Below are 18,737 nucleotides of genomic sequence, written 5' to 3' on the forward strand. Positions count from 1 at the left end.
CGAGATCTCTTAGCCCCGATAGCAGTGAAAATCCTTTTATGGCGGCGTTCGCCATAAAAGATTATAACGGATAGCGGGAAACAGCTCCTGAAAAATTACTTTCTATTATAAATTTCATCCATTACCTCTAGCATTATTGCACAACCTTCTCGAATTTCTTCTTCAGAAATAGTAAGTGGCGGTGTGATTCGGATTGCAGTTCCCTCGAATAACAACCAAAATAATATGAGTCCTTTGTCTTGACATTTAAGAATTACTTCATTCGTGATATCAGCACTTTTAGTCATCGCTGCGAGCATCAATCCTTTTCCTCTTATTTCTTGTATCAAAGGATGTACCAAAAGGGCACGAAATAGATTTTCCTTTTCTAAAGCTTCGGCCATTAAATGGGTTTCAGTTATTTCTTTCAAAGTAGCCAAACAAGCTGACGCAATGACAGGATGTCCCCCAAAAGTGGTAATGTGACCCAACTTAGGATTAGTACTCAATAAATGCATCATATCAGATGAAGCAGTAAATGCGCCTACGGGCATGCCACCACCCATTCCTTTACCCATTACAACTATATCTGGAACGACGTCGTAATTTTGGAATCCAAAAAGGGCTCCTGTTCGTCCAAAACCCGGCTGAATTTCATCTAGAATCATCATGGCGCCTACCTCGGTGCATCGTTTTCGTACTTTTTTTAGAAAATCATTCTGCGGTTGAATGAATCCTGCACCACCTTGAATCGTTTCTAAAATAATCCCGGCAGTTTTGGTAGTAATCTTTTGTAAATCGTCTTCGTTATTGAAGGTAATAAAATCTACATCAGGTATCAAAGGACGGAAAACTTGCTTGCGTTCTTCAAAGCCCATAACGCTCATCGAACCCATAGTGTTGCCATGGTACGCATTATGACAGGATATCAATTGGCTTCTTCCGGTGGTTCTTCTTGCTAATTTTAGTGCTCCTTCAATAGCTTCTGTCCCAGAATTAACTAAATACGTGGTGTCTAAAGGAGCAGGTAGTAACGAAGCTAAAAGCTTGCAATATTCAACCGCTGGACTTTGCGAATATTCGCCGTAAACCATTACATGAGAATATTTATCAAGTTGGTCCTTAATAGCTTGATTGACTCTTGGGTGTTGGTGTCCCAGGGAACAAGCAGAAACTCCGGCCACAAAATCAAGGTATTTTTTGTCATTGGTTGCGTATATGTAGGAACCTATAGCATGCGAAATTTCCATACCCAATGGATAGGGAGAGGTTTGTGCTTGATATTTAAGGAAATCGGTATTCAAAATGTATAAGTTTATTCGTTTAATTTTTTATTCCTATTTAGAAAAACTGAGTACCGCAACTGCGCACTATTTTTTAGTTTTCTTCTTATCGTAATTCAAAGTTTCTTTTCGGATTTTCATCGGAATGGCTTCTTTTGCGACTGCTGCTTTTGTTGCTTTGGCTAATTTTTCATTGTCCTCGTTTTCTTCAGGAGGGAAAATGTCATCCTTAGATTTGATTCGTTCGTCACCGCGCCAGACTAATCCTCTCAATTTCCTGGCATTTTCTGGCAATTCTTTTTCAGGAAAAATATCACCATCTACTTGCTGGAAAAAGGTAATAGTTTCAATTTCATTTTTTTCTAAAATAAGATTGATTTTGCTACTCTTGTTTTTATTAATGCCAATGAGCTCCTGCGCATCATTCCGCATATAATAGATCACTTCGGCATTTTTTACAATATCGACATCGTGTAGTTTTCCTTCTTCAAATTTACCGTAAAGATTTTGTCCTTTTACTTGATTGTAACCGGTTCCTAAAGTATCCCTGGAGACTATAAATGTGTTTTCAAGCACTTTAAGAGAATCTAGTTTTTGGGTGGTGTTGTTACCAATGAGGTGCATAATATCGCCTGTAATTTGGCTTTCGGCATTCCAAAGTATGGGATTTCCAATCATTTTTGTCAAAGCAGTTTTAGAACTCGAATGAATCGAATCACATTTGCCACTCATGTCTGTTTTATAAAACCGAACATTATTAAAGGCTCGGATAATTCGGTTCCCCTCTTTTCCCGTAACCATCAATTTTTTTCCGTGGATGTAAACAGAATCATTTTCTACAAAATTTACGGCAACTGCTCGCTTAGTTACGTACATAGAATCTAGTTTTTTATACACTTCAGCATAATGTCCTTTTACAATGCCCCGATTGATGGAATCAGTTATTTTTACATTACGTGTTGCCGATGCAAATTCTCGATTGCGATCATAATACAGACTGTCGCCTTTTATCACTCGATCATCGTACCTGATATAAGATTTATTTAGAAAATGAGCTAGATTTTTTTTAGTATCATAAAACCCTTTTTCAGTATAAATATAATTGGCTTTGCTGGTAATGGTCGAGGGTCCAAAAAGATACGAATGTCCTGAATTGCTAAAATAATCTAGATGATTCGACTTGATTACATAAGTAGGATTTGTGATTGTAACTGCGGTCAAGAATTGAAACTTCTTTTGTTTTACAAAATACCTTCCTGCATTACTTTTTAGAGTATTGTCTTTATTGGTAATGGTTCCTGGAGTATCATAAAAAACTTCTTGAATATTTCTATCAAAATTAATGATTTCAGTAACTAAAGTAGCATCTGGTGAACTCATCACTGCATCTCCCGAAGCATATGCTTTTTTTACATTTCCGTTGTATTCAGCGTATTTACTGTTCAAAAACAAAGTATCGCCTTGTACCATTTGAACATTTCCAAAGGCTTTTATATAATTTTCTTTTTGAAAATAATACGCTTTATTGCACGTCATAACAACACCATCATGATTGACTCTTACGTTTCCAATAAGCAATAAAGCATCTGGAATTTCTGTCTGGTTGACATCAGCAAAATCAGAGTTTTCTACAATTATTTTTTTTGGAGCTTGCGCCAAAACCAACTGTACAGTCAATAAAAATGATAGTTGAGTAAGGAAAAAAAGTATTTTCTTCAATGGATTTAATTTTTGTCAAATTTATGAAAAAGGAAACAATCCTAATCCATATTAGGATTTATTTATAATTAGTCCAAGGCAGGAAATTCTTTTATGAGATTGTATTAAAGTTATCAACAAATTCAGAAACTCTTTCGTTGTAGTTTATCTATCGAAGGTTCATTTTTATTAATTTTTGATAGGCTACTACTTGAACTATTTTAAAAATAGTAAATTTAAAAACTGATAGTCATTTTGCAATAATGAATCAAAATCAGAATAAATAATTTCATAAAATGAAAAAAGTATCTACTGTTGTCGGGATTAGCATGCTGCTTTTAGTTAGTGGATGTAAAACGAAAGATTTAAAAATGAATACTGTACAAAAAGTGTCAGTCTCTCCTAAAAAGGAAGTCGTTTATCAGGTTTTTACTCGATTATTCGGAAACAAAAATACTACTAACAAACCTTGGGGAACCTTAGAAGAAAACGGAGTAGGGAAGTTCAATGATTTTACACCTAAAGCGCTGCAGGAAATTAAGGATTTGGGTGTAACTTATATTTGGTACACAGGGGTTCCGCACCATGCTTTGATACAGGATTACACTGCAGTTGGAATTTCTAATGATGATCCAGAAATTGTCAAAGGTAGGGCTGGTTCCCCTTACGCCGTGAAAGATTACTATAATGTAAATCCTGATTTAGCTATAAACCCAGCAAATCGTTTGGAGGAATTTGAAGCTTTGATTGCACGAACGCATCAAGCGGGATTAAAAGTAATTATCGATATAGTTCCCAATCATATTTCTCGTAAATATGAAGGTAAAAATAATCCGGTTGGTGTGAAAGATTTTGGTGCGAATGACGATGTAACTGTTGCCTATAAAAGAGATAATAACTTTTATTATATACCAAATTCAAATTTCGAAATACCAGAAACTATCAAGCCACTAAACGGTGAAAAAAATATATTAGTAGATGGGAAATTTGATGAAAATCCGGCAAAATGGACAGGTAATGGTTCGCGAATGGCTAGACCGGATAAAAATGATTGGTATGAAACAGTAAAAGTTAATTATGGAATTCGCCCAGATGGTTCTAAAGATTTTCCAGAGCTTCCTGCTGGTTTTGAAACCAAATCCCATAAGGAGCATTATGATTTTTGGAGAGGAAAAGAAGTGCCCGACTCTTGGAATAAATTTAGAGATATCGCTTTGTATTGGACAGCAAAAGGAGTAGATGGTTTTAGATATGATATGGCCGAAATGGTTCCCTATGAATTTTGGAGCTATATGAATTCTGCTATCAAAGTCAATAATCCAGATGCTTTTTTATTGGCCGAAGTATATAATCCAAAAGAATATCGCAATTATATTCATTTAGGAAAAATGGATTATTTGTATGATAAGGTAGAAACGTATGATAAATTAAAGGATGTCATTCAAGGGAAATCGTCGCCAGATGGATTGTCTGCCATACAAAACGGATTGGCAGATATTGAACATCACATGTTGCATTTTCTAGACAATCATGATGAGCAGCGATTGGCAAGTCCAGAATTTGCAGGAACGCCACAAAAAGGGAAGCCTTTAATGGTGGTATCTACTACTATTAGTACGTCGCCTACAATGGTATATTTTGGTCAGGAAGTGGGAGAAGCCGGAAATGAAAATGCAGGTTTTGGTACGCATTCCAGAACATCAATCTTTGATTATATTGGTGTTCCAAATCATCAGCGCTGGATGAACGGGGGCAAATTTGATGGTGGTCAATTGACGCAAGAGGAAAAAGACTTGCGTGATTTTTATAAAAGACTATTAAATTTCTCTTTGAATAGTTCGGCTTTAATGGGCAAATTTCAAGAAATTCAAATGGTAAACAGACAATTTACAAAAGGATATGATTCCGGGATATACGCTTTTACACGTTGGTCAGAGGTTCAAAAGTTACTTATTGTTGTTAATTTTTCTTGGCAAACTACAAGCACATTCGAATTAAAAATCCCTTCAGATATCATTCAAAAATGGAATTTGAAAGACGGAAATTATACAGTAACGGATCAATTATACCATAAAAATTCTATTCAGGTACAGGTTTTGAATGGGGAAGGAAAAGCACAAATTACGATCGCGCCTTCAGAATCATTCATTTATCAATTTTAAAAAGAGCTTTTTGTAGTAGCAAAAGAAAAAAAAATGCTGATAATAAATTATATCAGCATTTTTTTATGATTAAAGTGAAAGCTATTTTTTTGCAACAGCATCATAATTCTCTTCTACTTTTTTCCAATTGATGACATTAAAAAACGCATCGATATAATTTTTTCGGCGGTATTGATGATCTAAATAATAAGCATGCTCCCAAACGTCTAAAGCTAAGATAGGAATTCCTGGAACAACTGCATTTCGCATCATTGGATTGTCTTGGTTATCAGTCGCAGTTACTTGTAACTTCCCTGTTTTATCAACGATTAGCCATGCCCAACCGGAACCAAACTGATTTGTTGCCGCTGATTTAAATGCCGATTTAAAATTTTCGAATGAGCCAAAATCTTTTGTTATGGCTTCAGCTATTGCAGTTGTGGGTTCACCACCGGCTTTAGGAGCCATACATTTCCAATAAAGCGAATGATTATAATATCCACCAGCATTGTTGCGAATAATAGCGTCATTAGGGTCTAATGTTGCTACTACTTCTTCTATTGTTAGATTTTCTAAGGGTGTTCCTAGTACTGCTTTATTCAGGTTATTTGTATACGTTAAGTAATGCTTAGAGTAATGCATTTCTAAAGTTGTAGCAGATATATTTGGAGCCAGAGCATTATAAGCATAAGGTAATTTTTCTAGCTGAAAGGAACCTTCATCAGCCTTTACATCATCTGGTGAACCCATAATAGTAGCGGGTTGTTCGGTTGTAGGTAAAGGAACTTCGACTACCTCAGTGAATTTCTTGTCGTTGCAGGATAGTATTGCTAAGAATGAAAATAAAATTGTAATTAAAAAACAGGACTTTTTCATAATTATATTATTTTTCATTCAAAATATTTATCAATTCAATATAGTGTTCTTTTGCTTGTTCGGGAGTCAAATGGCTAATTTGCATCCAAGCATTGGTTTTAAAAGCGTCCCTTAAATGATAGGATGATGTTTGTTTTAAGTCTAAAGTTCCAAAAGTAGCTTGCTTGTAATAGGCATAAAGCCTCAATTGGACATCTTGAGGTAAAGATGCTTGAGTCATTTCAGAAGCTATTTCAACTGCCTCCAAAAATCGAATATCTAAATCTTTTTCAATCATGCTTATTTTGTAGCAATAACAGTCTTTCCGCCTATTGCTTTTTGGTTTAATACCACATTTACTGGTGTTCCCAAAGGTAAAAAGATGTCAACTCGAGAACCAAATTTGATAAATCCAGCATCAGTTCCCTGAATTACTTGCATTCCTTCTTGGGCGTAATTGACAATTCTGCGGGCCAAAGCTCCGGCTATTTGACGGTATAAAATTTCGCCAAAAGTAGTATTCTCAATAACAATCGTAGTTCTTTCATTTTCTTCACTAGCTTTAGGATGCCAAGCAACTAAGAATTTCCCTGGATGGTATTTGCTAAATTTCACAAGACCACTCAATCCATAACGGGTTACATGAACGTTTATAGGCGACATGAAGATAGAAATTTGTAAACGTTTGTCTTTAAAATATTCACTTTCAAAAACTTCTTCAATAACTACAACTTTCCCATCAACAGGAGCAATAATATGATTAGCATTAAGAATTACTGATCTTTTTGGATTTCTAAAAAATTGCAAAATGATTATTAGTAACAATAAGGTTGCTATTTGAATACTCATTTTAAGCCAATTAGCGACAATGAAATAATCAGACAATAATAGCACAACGGCAGTAAAAATAGTGCCTAACAAAACAGATTGGGTTCCTTCTTTATGAAACATAGTTTAAGATTTGATAAAATAAAAAAATAATTGGTGCTACAAATATAACACTATCTAAACGATCTAGGATACCTCCATGACCGGGCATAATATTTCCGCTATCTTTTACACCTGCAATACGCTTGAACTTAGATTCAATTAAATCACCTATAGTTCCTATTATTCCAACAATAACAGCAATCGAGATCCAAATTAAGATTGACCGATCACTAAATTCAGGATTCGCTTTAATGTAATATTTTGAAATTAAATAGCCTGCTAGAATTGCAAATAGAATGCCGCCTAAGAATCCTTCAATAGTTTTTTTAGGTGAAATTTTTTCAAATAATTTGGTTCGACCTATTGATTTTCCAACAATATAAGCAAAGGTATCATTAGTCCAGATTAAGATAAATAGTCCAATTATGATCTTTGGATTGTAATCATTTATACCAAATGAGATTTTTGTAATAAAAACAAAAGGCAGTATGATATAACCTAATAAATAAAGGTACTTTGACGAGGTGCTTATTTTTTGGATGTTATCATAAAACAAAAAAAGAATACATTTTATGGATACAACTAAGGCAATAACTAATAAAACAACGTTTAGTTGTTGAATATTTATAGCTATTTCGACATCAGTATTAAAGGTCTGATTGATTGCATCTGTTGTCAGAGTATTGTAATGGCTTATTAGAGTTACTGTCGAGTATAATATAATTCCAAAAATAATTGGAAATACATTGTTTATTTGAATTAAATTACAAAATTCATAAACGGCTATGATCAGGAATACGCCAAAAAGCACAAAAAAACTTTCAGTTGAATATAAAATAGATGCAAGTAGCAGTATAATGTAAATTGCCCCTGATATTCCTCGTTTTAGAGTTTCACTCATCTTATAAATCTTCTAAAAGCAGTAAATATAGATTTTTTGCCGAACTTCCGTATTGTGTAAAATCTTCTTCTTTGGCTTTTTCGAAATATTTAATCGTAGTAATATTGGTGGGGTAATCTCTTTCGTATTTTTTTTTAATAGCACTTAGACCATCACTTTTAGCACCAAGAATCTGACTGGTTTTGGCTATAATGATAATATTTGTTGGTAACTCGTTTGGTTTATTTTGCTTTATTTGCTTAGATGAAAAAAGTATTGAACCTTCTTCAGCAATCAAATTTTCGCAACTTGCAAGAAAAAATTTTGGACTAACAGGCTTGTCGTAGGTAAGTCTATTGTCATCAAGCATCCCAAAAAGATTGGTTTCATAACACAACACTTGGCTTTCAAACCAATCGTTTTCCTCTAATATGTTTTCAAATTGTTCTTTGACTTCTTCTTGGTTTTCACAATACAAAAATTTACCGCCATTCTTTTTGAAGTTATAAATAAATTTTTCATCAATTGAGGTTGCGTTTTCAGTATGGGAGTTACTAAATTCACTTTCTTGCTCTTCTTCAGATGCAGGATTGTTTGTACCAAAAAATTTTCTAAAAAGACTCATAATTTATATTAACTACTGAAATTTGTTAATTGAAAACGTCCAAAGATAAAAAAATCTTAATTCAAAAGTTGATTTTGAATTAAGATTTTAAAAATAATTATATTTAGGATATCTTTTTAAGACACTACTTCTTCAAGATTTTTATCAAAGGTTCTTTTTCCGAAAATAGCTTCTAAATCATCTTTAAAGATAACTTCTTTCTCAATCAAAATATCAGCCAAACGATTCAATTTATCTTTGTTATCCTCTAAAATTTGAATAGCTCTTTGGTACTGACCCTCAATTAATAAAGATATTTCTTCGTCAATTACTCGTGCAGTTTCCTCAGAATAGGGTTTAGAAAAATTGTACTCGCTTTGTCCAGTAGAATCATAATATGTTACGTTTCCAATTTTTTCATTCAAACCATAAACGGTAACCATTGCTCTTGCTTGTTTGGTTACTTTTTCTAAATCGCTTAATGCTCCGGTTGAAATTCTGTTGAAAGTTACTTTTTCCGCAGCTCTTCCGCCCATAGTAGCACACATTTCATCTAGCATTTGATCTGGACGAACAATTAAACGTTCTTCTGGTAAATACCATGCCGCTCCTAAACTTTGTCCTCTTGGTACAATTGTTACTTTGATCAATGGCGCAGCATGTTCTAGCATCCAACTTACCGTTGCGTGACCAGCTTCATGAATAGCAATCGCTTTTTTCTCATCTGGAGTAACGATTTTGTTTTTCTTTTCAAGACCACCTACAATTCTATCTACAGCGTCTAGGAAATCTTGTTTGTCAACTGCAGTTTTGTTATTTCTAGCAGCAATTAGCGCCGCTTCGTTACAAACATTTGCAATATCAGCACCTGAAAATCCTGGAGTTTGTTTGGCTAAAAAGTCAGTATCCAATCCTTCCACTTTTTTCAAAGGAGCAAGGTGAACTTTAAATATTTCTGCACGCTCGCGTATATCTGGTAAGTCTACAAATATTTGTCTGTCAAATCGACCTGCACGCATTAATGCTTTGTCTAATACATCTGCTCTATTGGTAGCTGCTAAAACAATTACATTAGAGTTGGTTCCAAAACCGTCCATTTCGGTTAGTAATTGATTTAGCGTATTTTCACGCTCATCGTTTCCACCAGACATGTTGTTTTTTCCTCTTGCTCTACCTACTGCATCTATTTCATCAATAAAAATAATAGCTGGTGATTTTTCTTTTGCTTGTTTGAAAAGATCGCGTACTCGAGAAGCACCTACACCCACAAACATCTCAACAAAATCAGAACCTGATAACGAGAAGAAAGGTACTTGTGCTTCACCTGCTACGGCTTTCGCCAAAAGCGTTTTTCCTGTTCCTGGAGGTCCAACAAGCAAGGCTCCTTTTGGAATTTTCCCTCCTAGATTGGTGTATTTTTCAGGATTTTTTAAGAATTCAACAATTTCTTGTATTTCTTCTTTTGCTCCTTCTAATCCTGCTACATCTTTAAAAGTAGTTTTAATGTCAGTTTTTTCATCAAACAACTTTGCTTTTGACTTGCCAATATTAAAAATTTGACCCCCGCCACCACCAGCACCACCACCAGACATTTTTCTCATGATAAAAATCCAAACGGCTATGATAATAATAATAGGTAATAAACTGATTAAAATGTCCGACCAGTTACTTGCTTCTTTAAAATCATAGTTTACTAATTTCTTTTCAGCCTTAGCTTGATCTAATTTTTCTTGAAAAGATTTTAAATCACCAAATTTCGTAGTGTAATGAGGACCTTTGTTTGGCCTGTCAAAGACATCTTTAGCTACTTTTTTATTGGTAGGATCTTTCAAAGCTGCATCTGAAAGGTAGATTTCAGCATCTTTATTATTAAAAATAATAACATTTTTAATTTGCCCTTTATTGAGCATATTATCAATGTCAGAAGATCTTAATTGACCTGGCTCATTCAAACTAGAACCGCCTGTTACAAAAGTAATCGATAAGAAAATTAATAGTATTGCAGTGTAAATTAACCAAGGGCTTATTTTAAACTTATTCGAATTTGGATTATTATCTTTAGCCATTACTAGGAGTTATATTTCTTTAGTATTTGTTTTCTATGGTAGTTATTTTAGCATCGCCCCATAAGTTTTCGATGTTGTAATATTCACGAATGTGTTTTTGAAATACATGAACAACTATATTCACATAATCCATCAGTACCCATTCGGCATTATCAGTCCCTTCAACATGCCAAGGCTTGTCTTTTAATTCTTTAGAAACTGTTTTTTGAATAGAGTTTACTATAGCGTTAACTTGTGTGTTTGAATTACCGTTGCAGATGATGAAATAATCGCAAACTGCAGTATCTATCTCTCTTAAATCAAGAATATCAATATCATTTCCTTTAACCTCTTCTATCCCCTTAATGATGTTCGCCAACAGAACGTCATTATTTATAGTCTTTTTCGTCATGAATTATTTTTATTTATAAGTCTGTAAAGTTACCATTTTTTGTGATTATTTTTGAACCTTAACACAATATTAAATTCTGTTTCACAAAAAACTGTATATGAAGTTAATCAAACTCGGTGCCATAGATTCTACAAACGAATTCCTAAAAGGATTATCAAATAAGCAGCAGTTGGAAAATTTTACTGTAGTTACTGCTGATTCTCAAACAAAAGGAAAAGGGCAAATGGGCGCTGTTTGGTCCTCTGAGCCTAGTAAAAACCTAATAATGAGTATTTTGCTTAAAGACTTTTTAAAAGATATTTATGATATTTTTAATCTTAATAGTATCGTTTCTCTAGCAGTTATTGAAGCATTAGAGTTGTACAATATTCCTAATCTTAGTATAAAATGGCCGAACGACATAATGTCATACAATAAAAAAATAGGTGGCATTTTGATTGAAAATGTTATTAAAAGCGACGGGACAATCCATTCTATAGTTGGTTTAGGACTCAATGTGAATCAAACTAATTTTGAAATGTTACCTAAAGCTTCTTCGCTAGCTGTTATTTGTGACGTATTATTTGATAAAGAAGAAATCCTTTATTCTATATGTAATGCGATGGAAAAAAAAGTAAAAGCGTGTAAACTTGACAACACAACATTGTTGGAAGACTATAGTTTTAAATTGTATAAAAAAGGTATACCGATGCCTTTTGCGGATCAAAATAAACAAAATTTTATGGGAATTATTCAGGGAGTTTCATCGGTAGGTAAGCTGCAAGTGCTCCTGGAAGATGATAGTATTAGAGAATTTGATATCAAAGAGATCCAGATGTTGTATTAATGCGAATACAAAAGAAACAGAAGGTGTATGATAGAAATTTAAATGTAAAAAGCGAAAAAAATTATACTATTTTAAAATTCTTTTCGCTTTTTGTATTGTTTCGTAGTGGTTTATAAGTTCACCATATTTGCAGCAAGTGTCTCAATAAATTTACCGATAGGTCCTTTGATCATCATTGCCATCATTGGGTTAAAATCTCCCTCAAAATCTAGTTTTACTTCGCTAGAGCTATCGGAAACTGAATCTATATTTGCAATCAAAGTAAATGGAAGTTTGTCGCTAGCTGCACCCAAAACGATTTTGTTTGGAGCCACTTTTTCTTTCATTTTTAATTTTATTTCAGGCATCCCTTTCAATCCAAAAATAAAAGCATCTTCCCCGATAACTTCAAACTTCGCAATGTTTTCTGGCATTAATTTTTCAAAATTTTTCACATCACTCAATAAGTCAAACAATTGTTGAGCTGATTTTTGCACGGTAACTTTAGGACTCTCTAAGTTCATTTTTATATCGTATTAATTTGATTGTTTAAACTTCAATGGTCCAAGTAGAAGGGCTTTCATTCCATTCTCTTAAAGTTTGCTCTTCCTCCTCACTGATATACCGTTTGGCAACAGCTAAATTTAATAAATTTTGATAGTTACTCAAGCAAAAGAAATCAATATTAGCATTTTTAAAATTTTCTTCCGAAACAGCAAACCCATATGTGAATATAGCAGCCATGCCTTTCACATTGGCACCGGCTTGGCGCAAAGCTTCAACGGCTTGTAAGCTACTGTTTCCAGTACTAATTAAATCTTCGACTACAACTACATTTTGTCCTTTTTGTAAAAAACCCTCCACTTGATTTTGTCTGCCATGTTTTTTGGGCTCTGGACGAACATATACAAATGGTAAGCCCATACTTTCAGCTACTAGCATACCAATTCCTATTGCTCCTGTAGCAACGCCGGCAATTACATCTGGTTTACCAAATTGTTTTTCAATATTTTTCGAAAATTCATCCCGAACATAATTTCTTACTGCTGGAAATGAGAGGATTAATCGGTTGTCACAATAAATAGGTGATTTCCAACCGGAAGCCCATGAAAAAGGATTTCTTGGATTCAATTTAATTGCATTTATTTGCAATAGAAATTCGGCTGTTTTTTCGGCTGTATCTTTATTAAAAATCATATTACAAATGTATAAAGTTTTTGTTAACGACAAACCACTTTTTTTGACAAATCACATCTCTAAGGAGACGGATTTCCAATTATTCTTGTTAGAGAGTATTGATATTGAGCAACTTATTGTAAAAATATTTCAAAATAAAATTAATAAAGCCTATTTGTATCATCCTGACGAGAGCTTGATATTGAAGACTTTAAAAGCAAAAATTCCTGTTACCAAAGCTGGCGGTGGATTGGTTTATAATAAAAAAGGTGAGGTTTTATTTATTTTTAGAAACGGAAAATGGGACTTGCCTAAAGGCGGAATTGAAAAAGGAGAAGAAATTGAAGCCACTGCCATGCGTGAGGTAGAGGAGGAGACAGGTGTAAATAGGTTGTCAATATCTCATAAACTTCAAAAAACCTATCATGTTTTTAGACGCAATGGCAAATATAAATTGAAAATTACCCATTGGTTCGAAATGCAATCTGATTTTGAAGGAATACCACAAGGTCAGTTGGAAGAAGGAATCGAAAAGGTTGCTTGGATGAATCCAGAGCAAATAAAAGAGGCTTTAAAGAATTCCTATGAGAACATAAAATTATTGTTTGAAGAAGAGTATAAAGTTTAAAATATTTTTAACACCATCAATTAGTATAGTGTAGAGATAAATTTCACTAACTGCCACGAAATAATTAGTGTAGATTAGTGAAATTTCTTTTTTTCTAAACATTCAAAATTACGCCTTTTTTATCTTCGATAATTAGAACTGAAAACTCAAGTTGTTATTTTACAATACGATAGACGGGATATTGCAAATGTGCCTTTTCATAATAGATTGAATGTTTGTAAATCCAGTCCAGTTGCGCTTCTGGATTGCCCATGAATTTGGAGTCACTCTGTTTTTTTTGCTCAAATTCGTTTTTTAGTTTTGGATTTTCTTTTAAAATTGTAGTTGCTGAATCTTCAAAAACATAATCGGAATAGCCTTCTTTTTGCTGTAACATGGTGTCGAAAAAATTCCAATTGAAAAAAGAATCCATTGCCTCTGGCTCCAATGTTTCAAGTAGGTATTTAATTCCTTTTTGTTGTGTAGGAATCAAGTAATCTCCTTTGGCGAAAGTCACCTTTTCTATACTAGAAGTTACTGCGGTATTTCTGTGCAAATAATGTCCTTCGTATGCGGAATTTGCAGTTTTGTAATCTGCTATTTTGTAGCTTTCTACTTCAATGATGGTGTCATTTTTAAGTTGGCTACATGAAATAGTATTGCTTTTTAATAAATCAATGACAGGCCAGAATCCCTTAGGAATAAGATACGCTTTTGGAATGATAATTTCTTTTACAGATTTGAACTCTTTGCTGTACGGAATGTCTTTTTTATAGGGTTTTGTGCGGTCATAATATAAGCGATTTCCAGTGGTAACATCACTTTTTTTGTACCCTGCTTCGTATCCTAAAAAGGAGAATGGCAGCGTTTTGGAAGTGTCAATTTCCCATTTTATAGTATATGATTTTTGGGGTTTGTATTGCTCTTCATTCTTTAAACGGAGTTGTTTTATTTTTTGATAATTAGCATCAGTGAAATCAATTGCGGAGCGCATATATTCGTAAGTCACTTGTACACGATCTGCATATTTTTTTAGCATGTGTGTCTCTACTACAAACCCAATCGCGTTGAATAGCGAAGTATATCCCGTTGCAAATCGTGGACTTTCAAAAAATTGACCAAAACCTTTATCAGGTGTATCACTAAAAGCATTAACATAAGGAGTAGTTTCGATGTTCTTTTTCTGTAGATCTTTGACTAAAGCAGGCATCATCTCTGTATTTAAAAAATCACCTAAAACGGTCCCTAATTTGTTATGCTGCGTCATAATATAGGTGAGTTTGTATTGGTAATCGGAGCCATTACTAACATGATTGTCAATAAAAACATCGGCATTTATGGTATGGAATATTTCAACAAAACTCTTGGTGTTTCTGGTATCTGATTTAATAAAATCTCGGTTCAAATCATAGTTTCTGGCGTTGCCACGAAAACCATACACTTCTGGTCCATCTTGATTGGCTCTTGAAGTAGAATTTCTGTTTAATGCACCACCAATATTATAGACTGGAATACAAACGATAATAGTGTTTTTTGGCGCTTTGATTTTCCTCAAAGCTAAATCTCTAAACAGCTGCATACTGGCGTCAATCCCGTCTGGTTCTCCTGCGTGTATGCCGTTATTGAGTAGGATTACGGCTTTATTTTTTTGGATGGTTCCAAAATCAAATTGCTTTTCAGGATTAAAAACCACCATGTGCAATGGTTCACCACTATCTGTCAATCCCATTTTTTTCATTTCTACAGTTGGGAAATCATCTGCCAAAAGTTTGTAGTAAGCAATTGTTTCTGAGTAGGAAGCCGATTGATTTCCATTCCCTTTTTCGAAAAAAGTATCGTATTTATTCGTTTTTTGTGCAAAAGAACAGATGGAGAATAGTATAAAAAGGAATGTGCAAAATCTCATATTTCGGTTTTTTTAATGGAATATCAAATGTAGCTTTTTTTCGATACGTATAGAAATGATCAGGACAAAAGGAAACTTCCAATTTAAAAGAATGAAAATTTATAATTCAAAATTCATAACTCGCAATTAAAAATTACCTTTGCACCAAATTAAAAAAATGAATAAGAATCACCATTCCAACAATATACTTTTAAATTTAGGCATCGAAAGTCTGAACGAAATGCAGGAAGTAGCTCAAGATACGATCCTGAACGACAATAATGTTTTATTACTTTCGCCAACAGGTTCCGGTAAAACCTTGGCTTTTTTGTTGCCCATTTTAGAAATGTTACAACCCGAAATTCAATCGGTTCAATGTTTAATTTTGGTTCCATCACGAGAATTAGGATTGCAGATTGAGCAGGTTTGGAAAAAAATGGGAACCGATTATAAAGTAAATGTGTGCTACGGCGGACATTCTATAGATACTGAGATCAAGAATTTAAGCAATCCACCAGCAGTTTTAATAGGAACTCCGGGCAGAATTGCAGATCATATCGATAGAGGAACTTTTCGTGTGGATAAAATTCAAACTTTAATCTTGGATGAATTTGATAAATCCTTGCAGCTGGGTTTTCATGAGCAAATGTCATTTATCATTGGGAAATTAACTAAGCTAAACAAGCGTGTTTTGGTTTCGGCTACTTCTGATATTGAGATTCCAAGATACACAAGAGTCGTGAACCCAACTATTTTGGATTTTATTCCAGAAAATGTAGCAGAAACGAATCTTTCGATGAAAATGGTCGTTTCGAAAGAAAAAGACAAAATTGGAAGTTTATTCAACTTGATTTGTTCGTTGAAATCACAGTCGGCAATAGTTTTTTGCAACCATCGTGATGCTGCAGAACGCATTAGTGATACGTTGAACGAAAAAGGAATTTATGCCACCTATTATCATGGCGGAATGGATCAGGATGAAAGAGAACGCGCGCTAATCCAGTTCAGAAACGGAAGTGTGAGTTATTTAATCACCACCGATTTGGCTGCCCGTGGACTCGATATTCCAGAAATGAATCATGTGATTCATTATCATTTGCCATCTAAAGAAGACGAATTCACCCATAGAAACGGACGTACAGCACGTATGTTAGCTTCAGGAACTGCCTATATCATTGCTCATGAAAGTGAGAAAAAAATGGACTACATTGATTATAGCATAGAAGTTTTGAAAGTGGAAAACTCCACTTCATTACCAAAACCGCCCGAATTTCAAACCATTTATATCAGTGGCGGAAAGAAAAATAAATTGAATAAAATTGATATTGTAGGTTTCTTTTCTCAAAAGGGAAAACTAGAAAAAGGCGATTTAGGATTAATCGAAGTGAAAGATTTTATTTCATTTGCTGCCGTAAAATTCAATAAAGTTAAAGACTTGCTGCACGCCATTAAAGACGAGAAAATGAAAGGCAAGAAATTCAAAATCGAAGTTGCTCGAAAAGTGATTAAGAAAGAGGAAGAGTAGTGGTTGGTGAGAAGTGAGAAGTGAAAAGTGAGAAGTAAAAAGTGAGTGGTGAATCACGAATTGTGAAAAAAGTACTGATTCCTTTTATAATGTTTATAAAAAAATCGTTAGTAGTAAAGTGTTACTGCTAACGATTTTTTATATTCAAAATGATTCTATTGGAAGTCAGTGTACATCTGAATTATTAACCATTCACTTCTTACCATTCACTTTTCATTAAAAAAGAATTATATTTTTTTAACGTATTGTGTTATGATAACGATAGTCTGACCGTCAACTTTACCTTCAATATATTCGGCGTTTTCATGGTCTAAACGTATGTTACGGACTGCAGTTCCTTGTTTAGCTACCATGCTGGAACCTTTAACTTTTAAATCTTTGATTAAGACGACTGAGTCACCAGTTGCCAGTATCACGCCATTACTGTCGCGGTGAATTACTTTTGTTTCGTCTTCTTCACCTTCACCTGTTGCTTGTGCCCAAACTAAAGTATCTTCATCTAAATACATTTGGTCCAGTAATTCCTGAGGCCAACCAAAACCACGCAAACGGCTTAACATTCTCCACGCGACAACTTGTACGGCAGTATGTTCGCTCCACATGCTGTCATTCAAACATCTCCAATGATTTAAATCTATGTTATCTGGATTTTCAATTTGGTCAATACACGTATTGCAAGCCATAATACTTTCGTCAAGTCCGCCTTTTTTGGTAGGTAAAACTTGGTATACTTTCAGGTTTTCTGTTGTGCCACAAAGTTCACATTTCGATCCGCTGCGTTTACTTAATTCTCTTTCTATACTCATGTTTAATGGCTTTTATTTTTACGCGAAGTTATTGCTTATTTTGGTTAGTATTATTGTTGTCAAGTCGAGCGCGGTCGAGACCTGATTTTTAGTCTCGACTGCGCTCGACTTGACAAAATCTCTTTAAATTTATTTCACACGAACAGCATCGGGAACCAGCATTTCATATTCTCCTCCGTTACGAATTACATCTCTCACGATGCTAGAACTGATATACGAGGTTTTTGCGGCTGTCAATAGAAATACAGTTTCTATTTTTGATAAACGGCGATTGGTATGGGCGATTGCTTTTTCAAATTCGAAGTCGGCGGGATTGCGAAGACCACGCAAGATAAAGTCTGCTTTCAATTTTTTACACAATTCAGTAGTTAATCCTTCGTATGTAATTACCGAAATTTTAGGTTCGTTTTTGAAGGTTTCTTCAATAAAACGCTTTCTATCCTCCAGTGAAAACATGTATTTTTTTTCGGCATTGATTCCAATAGCAATTACGATTTCTTCAAATAACGGAATACTTCTTTTGATGATGTCTTCATGTCCTAAAGTGATTGGGTCAAATGAACCCGGGAATATTGCTTTTCTCATTTTATATGGTAATTAAATCGCATTGACTTTCGTTAGATTGAACTAGGTTTTTCGAAGTGTTTTTATTGATTCGACCCATTCAGATTTTGCACAAACGTTGCATAGTGCATTTCCTGGTTTGTGGCTTTCTGTATTGCCACAAAAGGTACAGGAATAAATCCCTTCTGTTGGGATTGTTTTACTTTTTAGTTTAAATAAAAAAGGTAAAATTGGCAAGCCTGGTTGGACTTCATGATCTTCATAATAGAAAACACTGACCTCGCCGCTAGTTTCCATAAAGGCATTTTTCACTTGTCCTAAATGCTCTATTGATTTCATACGGAGTTCCGAAAAGAATTCATCTTGTGCGAGACTTTCCTTTTTGAAAGTTGCAATAGAAAATTTTCCTTCATTGATAATACATTCGGTTTTTCCTTCTATAAACTCTTCAAATCGTTTACTTTTTCCGGTGAGCCAAGTGACTAATCGGTACAAAAGTATGATAACTAGAAATACGGTTATAGGAGGGATGATACCAACTT

The 18,737-nt window shown here is 34.2% G+C and carries 19 protein-coding genes; 4 read left to right on the forward strand and 15 right to left on the reverse strand.

What is annotated here, in order from left to right; translation table 11 throughout:
* Positions 1–95: 95 nt before the first annotated feature.
* Positions 96–1,283, reverse strand: coding sequence for an aspartate aminotransferase family protein (locus tag AC061C_RS07540; protein ID WP_478290662.1), 1,188 nt, complete (start codon positions 1,281–1,283; stop codon positions 96–98).
* A 66-nt stretch (positions 1,284–1,349) separates the two neighbouring features.
* Entirely contained in the window at positions 1,350–2,981 is a 1,632-nt protein-coding gene (locus AC061C_RS07545) for an OstA-like protein (protein WP_478290663.1), read from the reverse strand.
* A gap of 275 nt (positions 2,982–3,256) precedes the next feature.
* On the opposite strand from AC061C_RS07545, the gene AC061C_RS07550 reads away from it, so the two are divergent.
* Entirely contained in the window at positions 3,257–5,122 is a 1,866-nt protein-coding gene (locus AC061C_RS07550; protein WP_478290664.1) for an alpha-amylase family glycosyl hydrolase, read from the forward strand.
* 81 nt (positions 5,123–5,203) lie between these two features.
* Here the strand turns inward: AC061C_RS07550 and AC061C_RS07555 are convergent, their stop codons facing one another.
* The 7 genes from AC061C_RS07555 to rsfS all read right to left on the reverse strand — a co-directional run bounded on the left by AC061C_RS07555 (position 5,204) and on the right by rsfS (position 10,827).
* The gene (locus tag AC061C_RS07555) at positions 5,204–5,977 is read right to left on the reverse strand and encodes a superoxide dismutase (RefSeq protein ID WP_478290665.1); all 774 of its coding nucleotides are present in this window, start codon (positions 5,975–5,977) and stop codon (positions 5,204–5,206) included.
* A gap of 7 nt (positions 5,978–5,984) precedes the next feature.
* Positions 5,985–6,254: an acyl-CoA-binding protein gene (locus AC061C_RS07560; protein ID WP_309756069.1), complete on the reverse strand. Its 270-nt coding sequence runs from the start codon at positions 6,252–6,254 to the stop codon at positions 5,985–5,987.
* A 2-nt stretch (positions 6,255–6,256) separates the two neighbouring features.
* On the reverse strand, positions 6,257–6,907 hold the full coding sequence (locus AC061C_RS07565; RefSeq protein ID WP_478290666.1) for a phosphatidylserine decarboxylase family protein: 651 nt from the start codon (positions 6,905–6,907) through the stop codon (positions 6,257–6,259).
* Positions 6,897–7,787: a phosphatidate cytidylyltransferase gene (locus AC061C_RS07570; protein ID WP_478290667.1), complete on the reverse strand. Its 891-nt coding sequence runs from the start codon at positions 7,785–7,787 to the stop codon at positions 6,897–6,899. The genes AC061C_RS07565 and AC061C_RS07570 overlap by 11 nt, the downstream gene beginning before the upstream one ends.
* Before the next feature lies 1 nt (position 7,788).
* Positions 7,789–8,391, reverse strand: coding sequence for a lactate utilization protein B/C (locus tag AC061C_RS07575; RefSeq protein ID WP_417979049.1), 603 nt, complete (start codon positions 8,389–8,391; stop codon positions 7,789–7,791).
* A 116-nt stretch (positions 8,392–8,507) separates the two neighbouring features.
* Entirely contained in the window at positions 8,508–10,436 is a 1,929-nt protein-coding gene (ftsH, locus tag AC061C_RS07580) for an ATP-dependent zinc metalloprotease FtsH (protein WP_309756077.1), read from the reverse strand.
* Between the two features lie 19 nt (positions 10,437–10,455).
* A complete protein-coding gene (gene rsfS, locus AC061C_RS07585; protein WP_417943805.1) occupies positions 10,456–10,827 on the reverse strand; it encodes a ribosome silencing factor in 372 nt (123 codons plus the stop codon).
* A 97-nt stretch (positions 10,828–10,924) separates the two neighbouring features.
* Between rsfS and AC061C_RS07590 the strand changes: the two genes are divergently transcribed.
* Positions 10,925–11,653, forward strand: a complete 729-nt coding sequence (locus AC061C_RS07590; RefSeq protein WP_478290668.1) for a biotin--[acetyl-CoA-carboxylase] ligase — start codon at positions 10,925–10,927, stop codon at positions 11,651–11,653.
* Positions 11,654–11,763: 110 nt separating this feature from the next.
* On the opposite strand, the gene AC061C_RS07595 is transcribed toward AC061C_RS07590, so the two are convergent.
* Positions 11,764–12,156 (reverse strand): SRPBCC family protein, encoded by a 393-nt coding sequence (locus AC061C_RS07595; RefSeq protein WP_309756082.1) that lies wholly within the window; start codon positions 12,154–12,156, stop codon positions 11,764–11,766.
* 25 nt (positions 12,157–12,181) lie between these two features.
* On the reverse strand, positions 12,182–12,829 hold the full coding sequence (pyrE, locus tag AC061C_RS07600) for an orotate phosphoribosyltransferase (RefSeq protein WP_309756084.1): 648 nt from the start codon (positions 12,827–12,829) through the stop codon (positions 12,182–12,184).
* A gap of 7 nt (positions 12,830–12,836) precedes the next feature.
* Here pyrE and AC061C_RS07605 point away from each other — a divergent pair, with 7 nt between their 5' ends.
* Positions 12,837–13,436 carry an NUDIX hydrolase gene (locus tag AC061C_RS07605; protein WP_309756086.1) on the forward strand — a complete coding sequence of 200 codons (600 nt, stop codon included), beginning with the start codon at positions 12,837–12,839 and terminating at the stop codon, positions 13,434–13,436.
* A 154-nt stretch (positions 13,437–13,590) separates the two neighbouring features.
* Here AC061C_RS07605 and AC061C_RS07610 read toward each other — a convergent pair whose 3' ends face one another.
* Positions 13,591–15,321, reverse strand: a complete 1,731-nt coding sequence (locus AC061C_RS07610) for a M14 family metallopeptidase (RefSeq protein ID WP_478290669.1) — start codon at positions 15,319–15,321, stop codon at positions 13,591–13,593.
* 157 nt (positions 15,322–15,478) lie between these two features.
* Here AC061C_RS07610 and AC061C_RS07615 point away from each other — a divergent pair, with 157 nt between their 5' ends.
* Positions 15,479–16,825, forward strand: coding sequence for a DEAD/DEAH box helicase (locus AC061C_RS07615; RefSeq protein WP_478290670.1), 1,347 nt, complete (start codon positions 15,479–15,481; stop codon positions 16,823–16,825).
* A 227-nt stretch (positions 16,826–17,052) separates the two neighbouring features.
* Here AC061C_RS07615 and AC061C_RS07620 read toward each other — a convergent pair whose 3' ends face one another.
* From AC061C_RS07620 to AC061C_RS07630, 3 genes are all read right to left on the reverse strand, one after another.
* Positions 17,053–17,631, reverse strand: a complete 579-nt coding sequence (locus AC061C_RS07620; protein WP_417984959.1) for a PhnA domain-containing protein — start codon at positions 17,629–17,631, stop codon at positions 17,053–17,055.
* Positions 17,632–17,760: 129 nt separating this feature from the next.
* Positions 17,761–18,216, reverse strand: a complete 456-nt coding sequence (gene coaD / locus AC061C_RS07625; protein WP_478290671.1) for a pantetheine-phosphate adenylyltransferase — start codon at positions 18,214–18,216, stop codon at positions 17,761–17,763.
* Between the two features lie 42 nt (positions 18,217–18,258).
* The coding region (locus AC061C_RS07630; protein ID WP_478290672.1) for a DUF421 domain-containing protein at positions 18,259–18,737 on the reverse strand (479 nt) is incomplete at its 5' end.

The organism is Flavobacterium sp. GNP010 (genome assembly GCF_056428945.1).

What these genes read in the sequence shown, in the direction of transcription:
- AC061C_RS07560 (WP_309756069.1), bottom strand. Translation starts at nt 6,254, where the DNA reads ATGATTGAAAAAGATTTAGATATTCGATTTTTGGAGGCAGTTGAAATA.
- pyrE (WP_309756084.1), bottom strand. Translation starts at nt 12,829, where the DNA reads ATGATTTTTAATAAAGATACAGCCGAAAAAACAGCCGAATTTCTATTG.
- AC061C_RS07550 (WP_478290664.1), top strand. Translation starts at nt 3,257, where the DNA reads ATGAAAAAAGTATCTACTGTTGTCGGGATTAGCATGCTGCTTTTAGTT.
- AC061C_RS07595 (WP_309756082.1), bottom strand. Translation starts at nt 12,156, where the DNA reads ATGAACTTAGAGAGTCCTAAAGTTACCGTGCAAAAATCAGCTCAACAA.
- AC061C_RS07620 (WP_417984959.1), bottom strand. Translation starts at nt 17,631, where the DNA reads ATGAGTATAGAAAGAGAATTAAGTAAACGCAGCGGATCGAAATGTGAA.
- ftsH (WP_309756077.1), bottom strand. Translation starts at nt 10,436, where the DNA reads ATGGCTAAAGATAATAATCCAAATTCGAATAAGTTTAAAATAAGCCCT.
- AC061C_RS07605 (WP_309756086.1), top strand. Translation starts at nt 12,837, where the DNA reads ATGTATAAAGTTTTTGTTAACGACAAACCACTTTTTTTGACAAATCAC.
- coaD (WP_478290671.1), bottom strand. Translation starts at nt 18,216, where the DNA reads ATGAGAAAAGCAATATTCCCGGGTTCATTTGACCCAATCACTTTAGGA.
- AC061C_RS07610 (WP_478290669.1), bottom strand. Translation starts at nt 15,321, where the DNA reads ATGAGATTTTGCACATTCCTTTTTATACTATTCTCCATCTGTTCTTTT.
- AC061C_RS07615 (WP_478290670.1), top strand. Translation starts at nt 15,479, where the DNA reads ATGAATAAGAATCACCATTCCAACAATATACTTTTAAATTTAGGCATC.
- rsfS (WP_417943805.1), bottom strand. Translation starts at nt 10,827, where the DNA reads ATGACGAAAAAGACTATAAATAATGACGTTCTGTTGGCGAACATCATT.
- AC061C_RS07575 (WP_417979049.1), bottom strand. Translation starts at nt 8,391, where the DNA reads ATGAGTCTTTTTAGAAAATTTTTTGGTACAAACAATCCTGCATCTGAA.
- AC061C_RS07555 (WP_478290665.1), bottom strand. Translation starts at nt 5,977, where the DNA reads ATGAAAAAGTCCTGTTTTTTAATTACAATTTTATTTTCATTCTTAGCA.
- AC061C_RS07565 (WP_478290666.1), bottom strand. Translation starts at nt 6,907, where the DNA reads ATGTTTCATAAAGAAGGAACCCAATCTGTTTTGTTAGGCACTATTTTT.
- AC061C_RS07570 (WP_478290667.1), bottom strand. Translation starts at nt 7,787, where the DNA reads ATGAGTGAAACTCTAAAACGAGGAATATCAGGGGCAATTTACATTATA.
- AC061C_RS07590 (WP_478290668.1), top strand. Translation starts at nt 10,925, where the DNA reads ATGAAGTTAATCAAACTCGGTGCCATAGATTCTACAAACGAATTCCTA.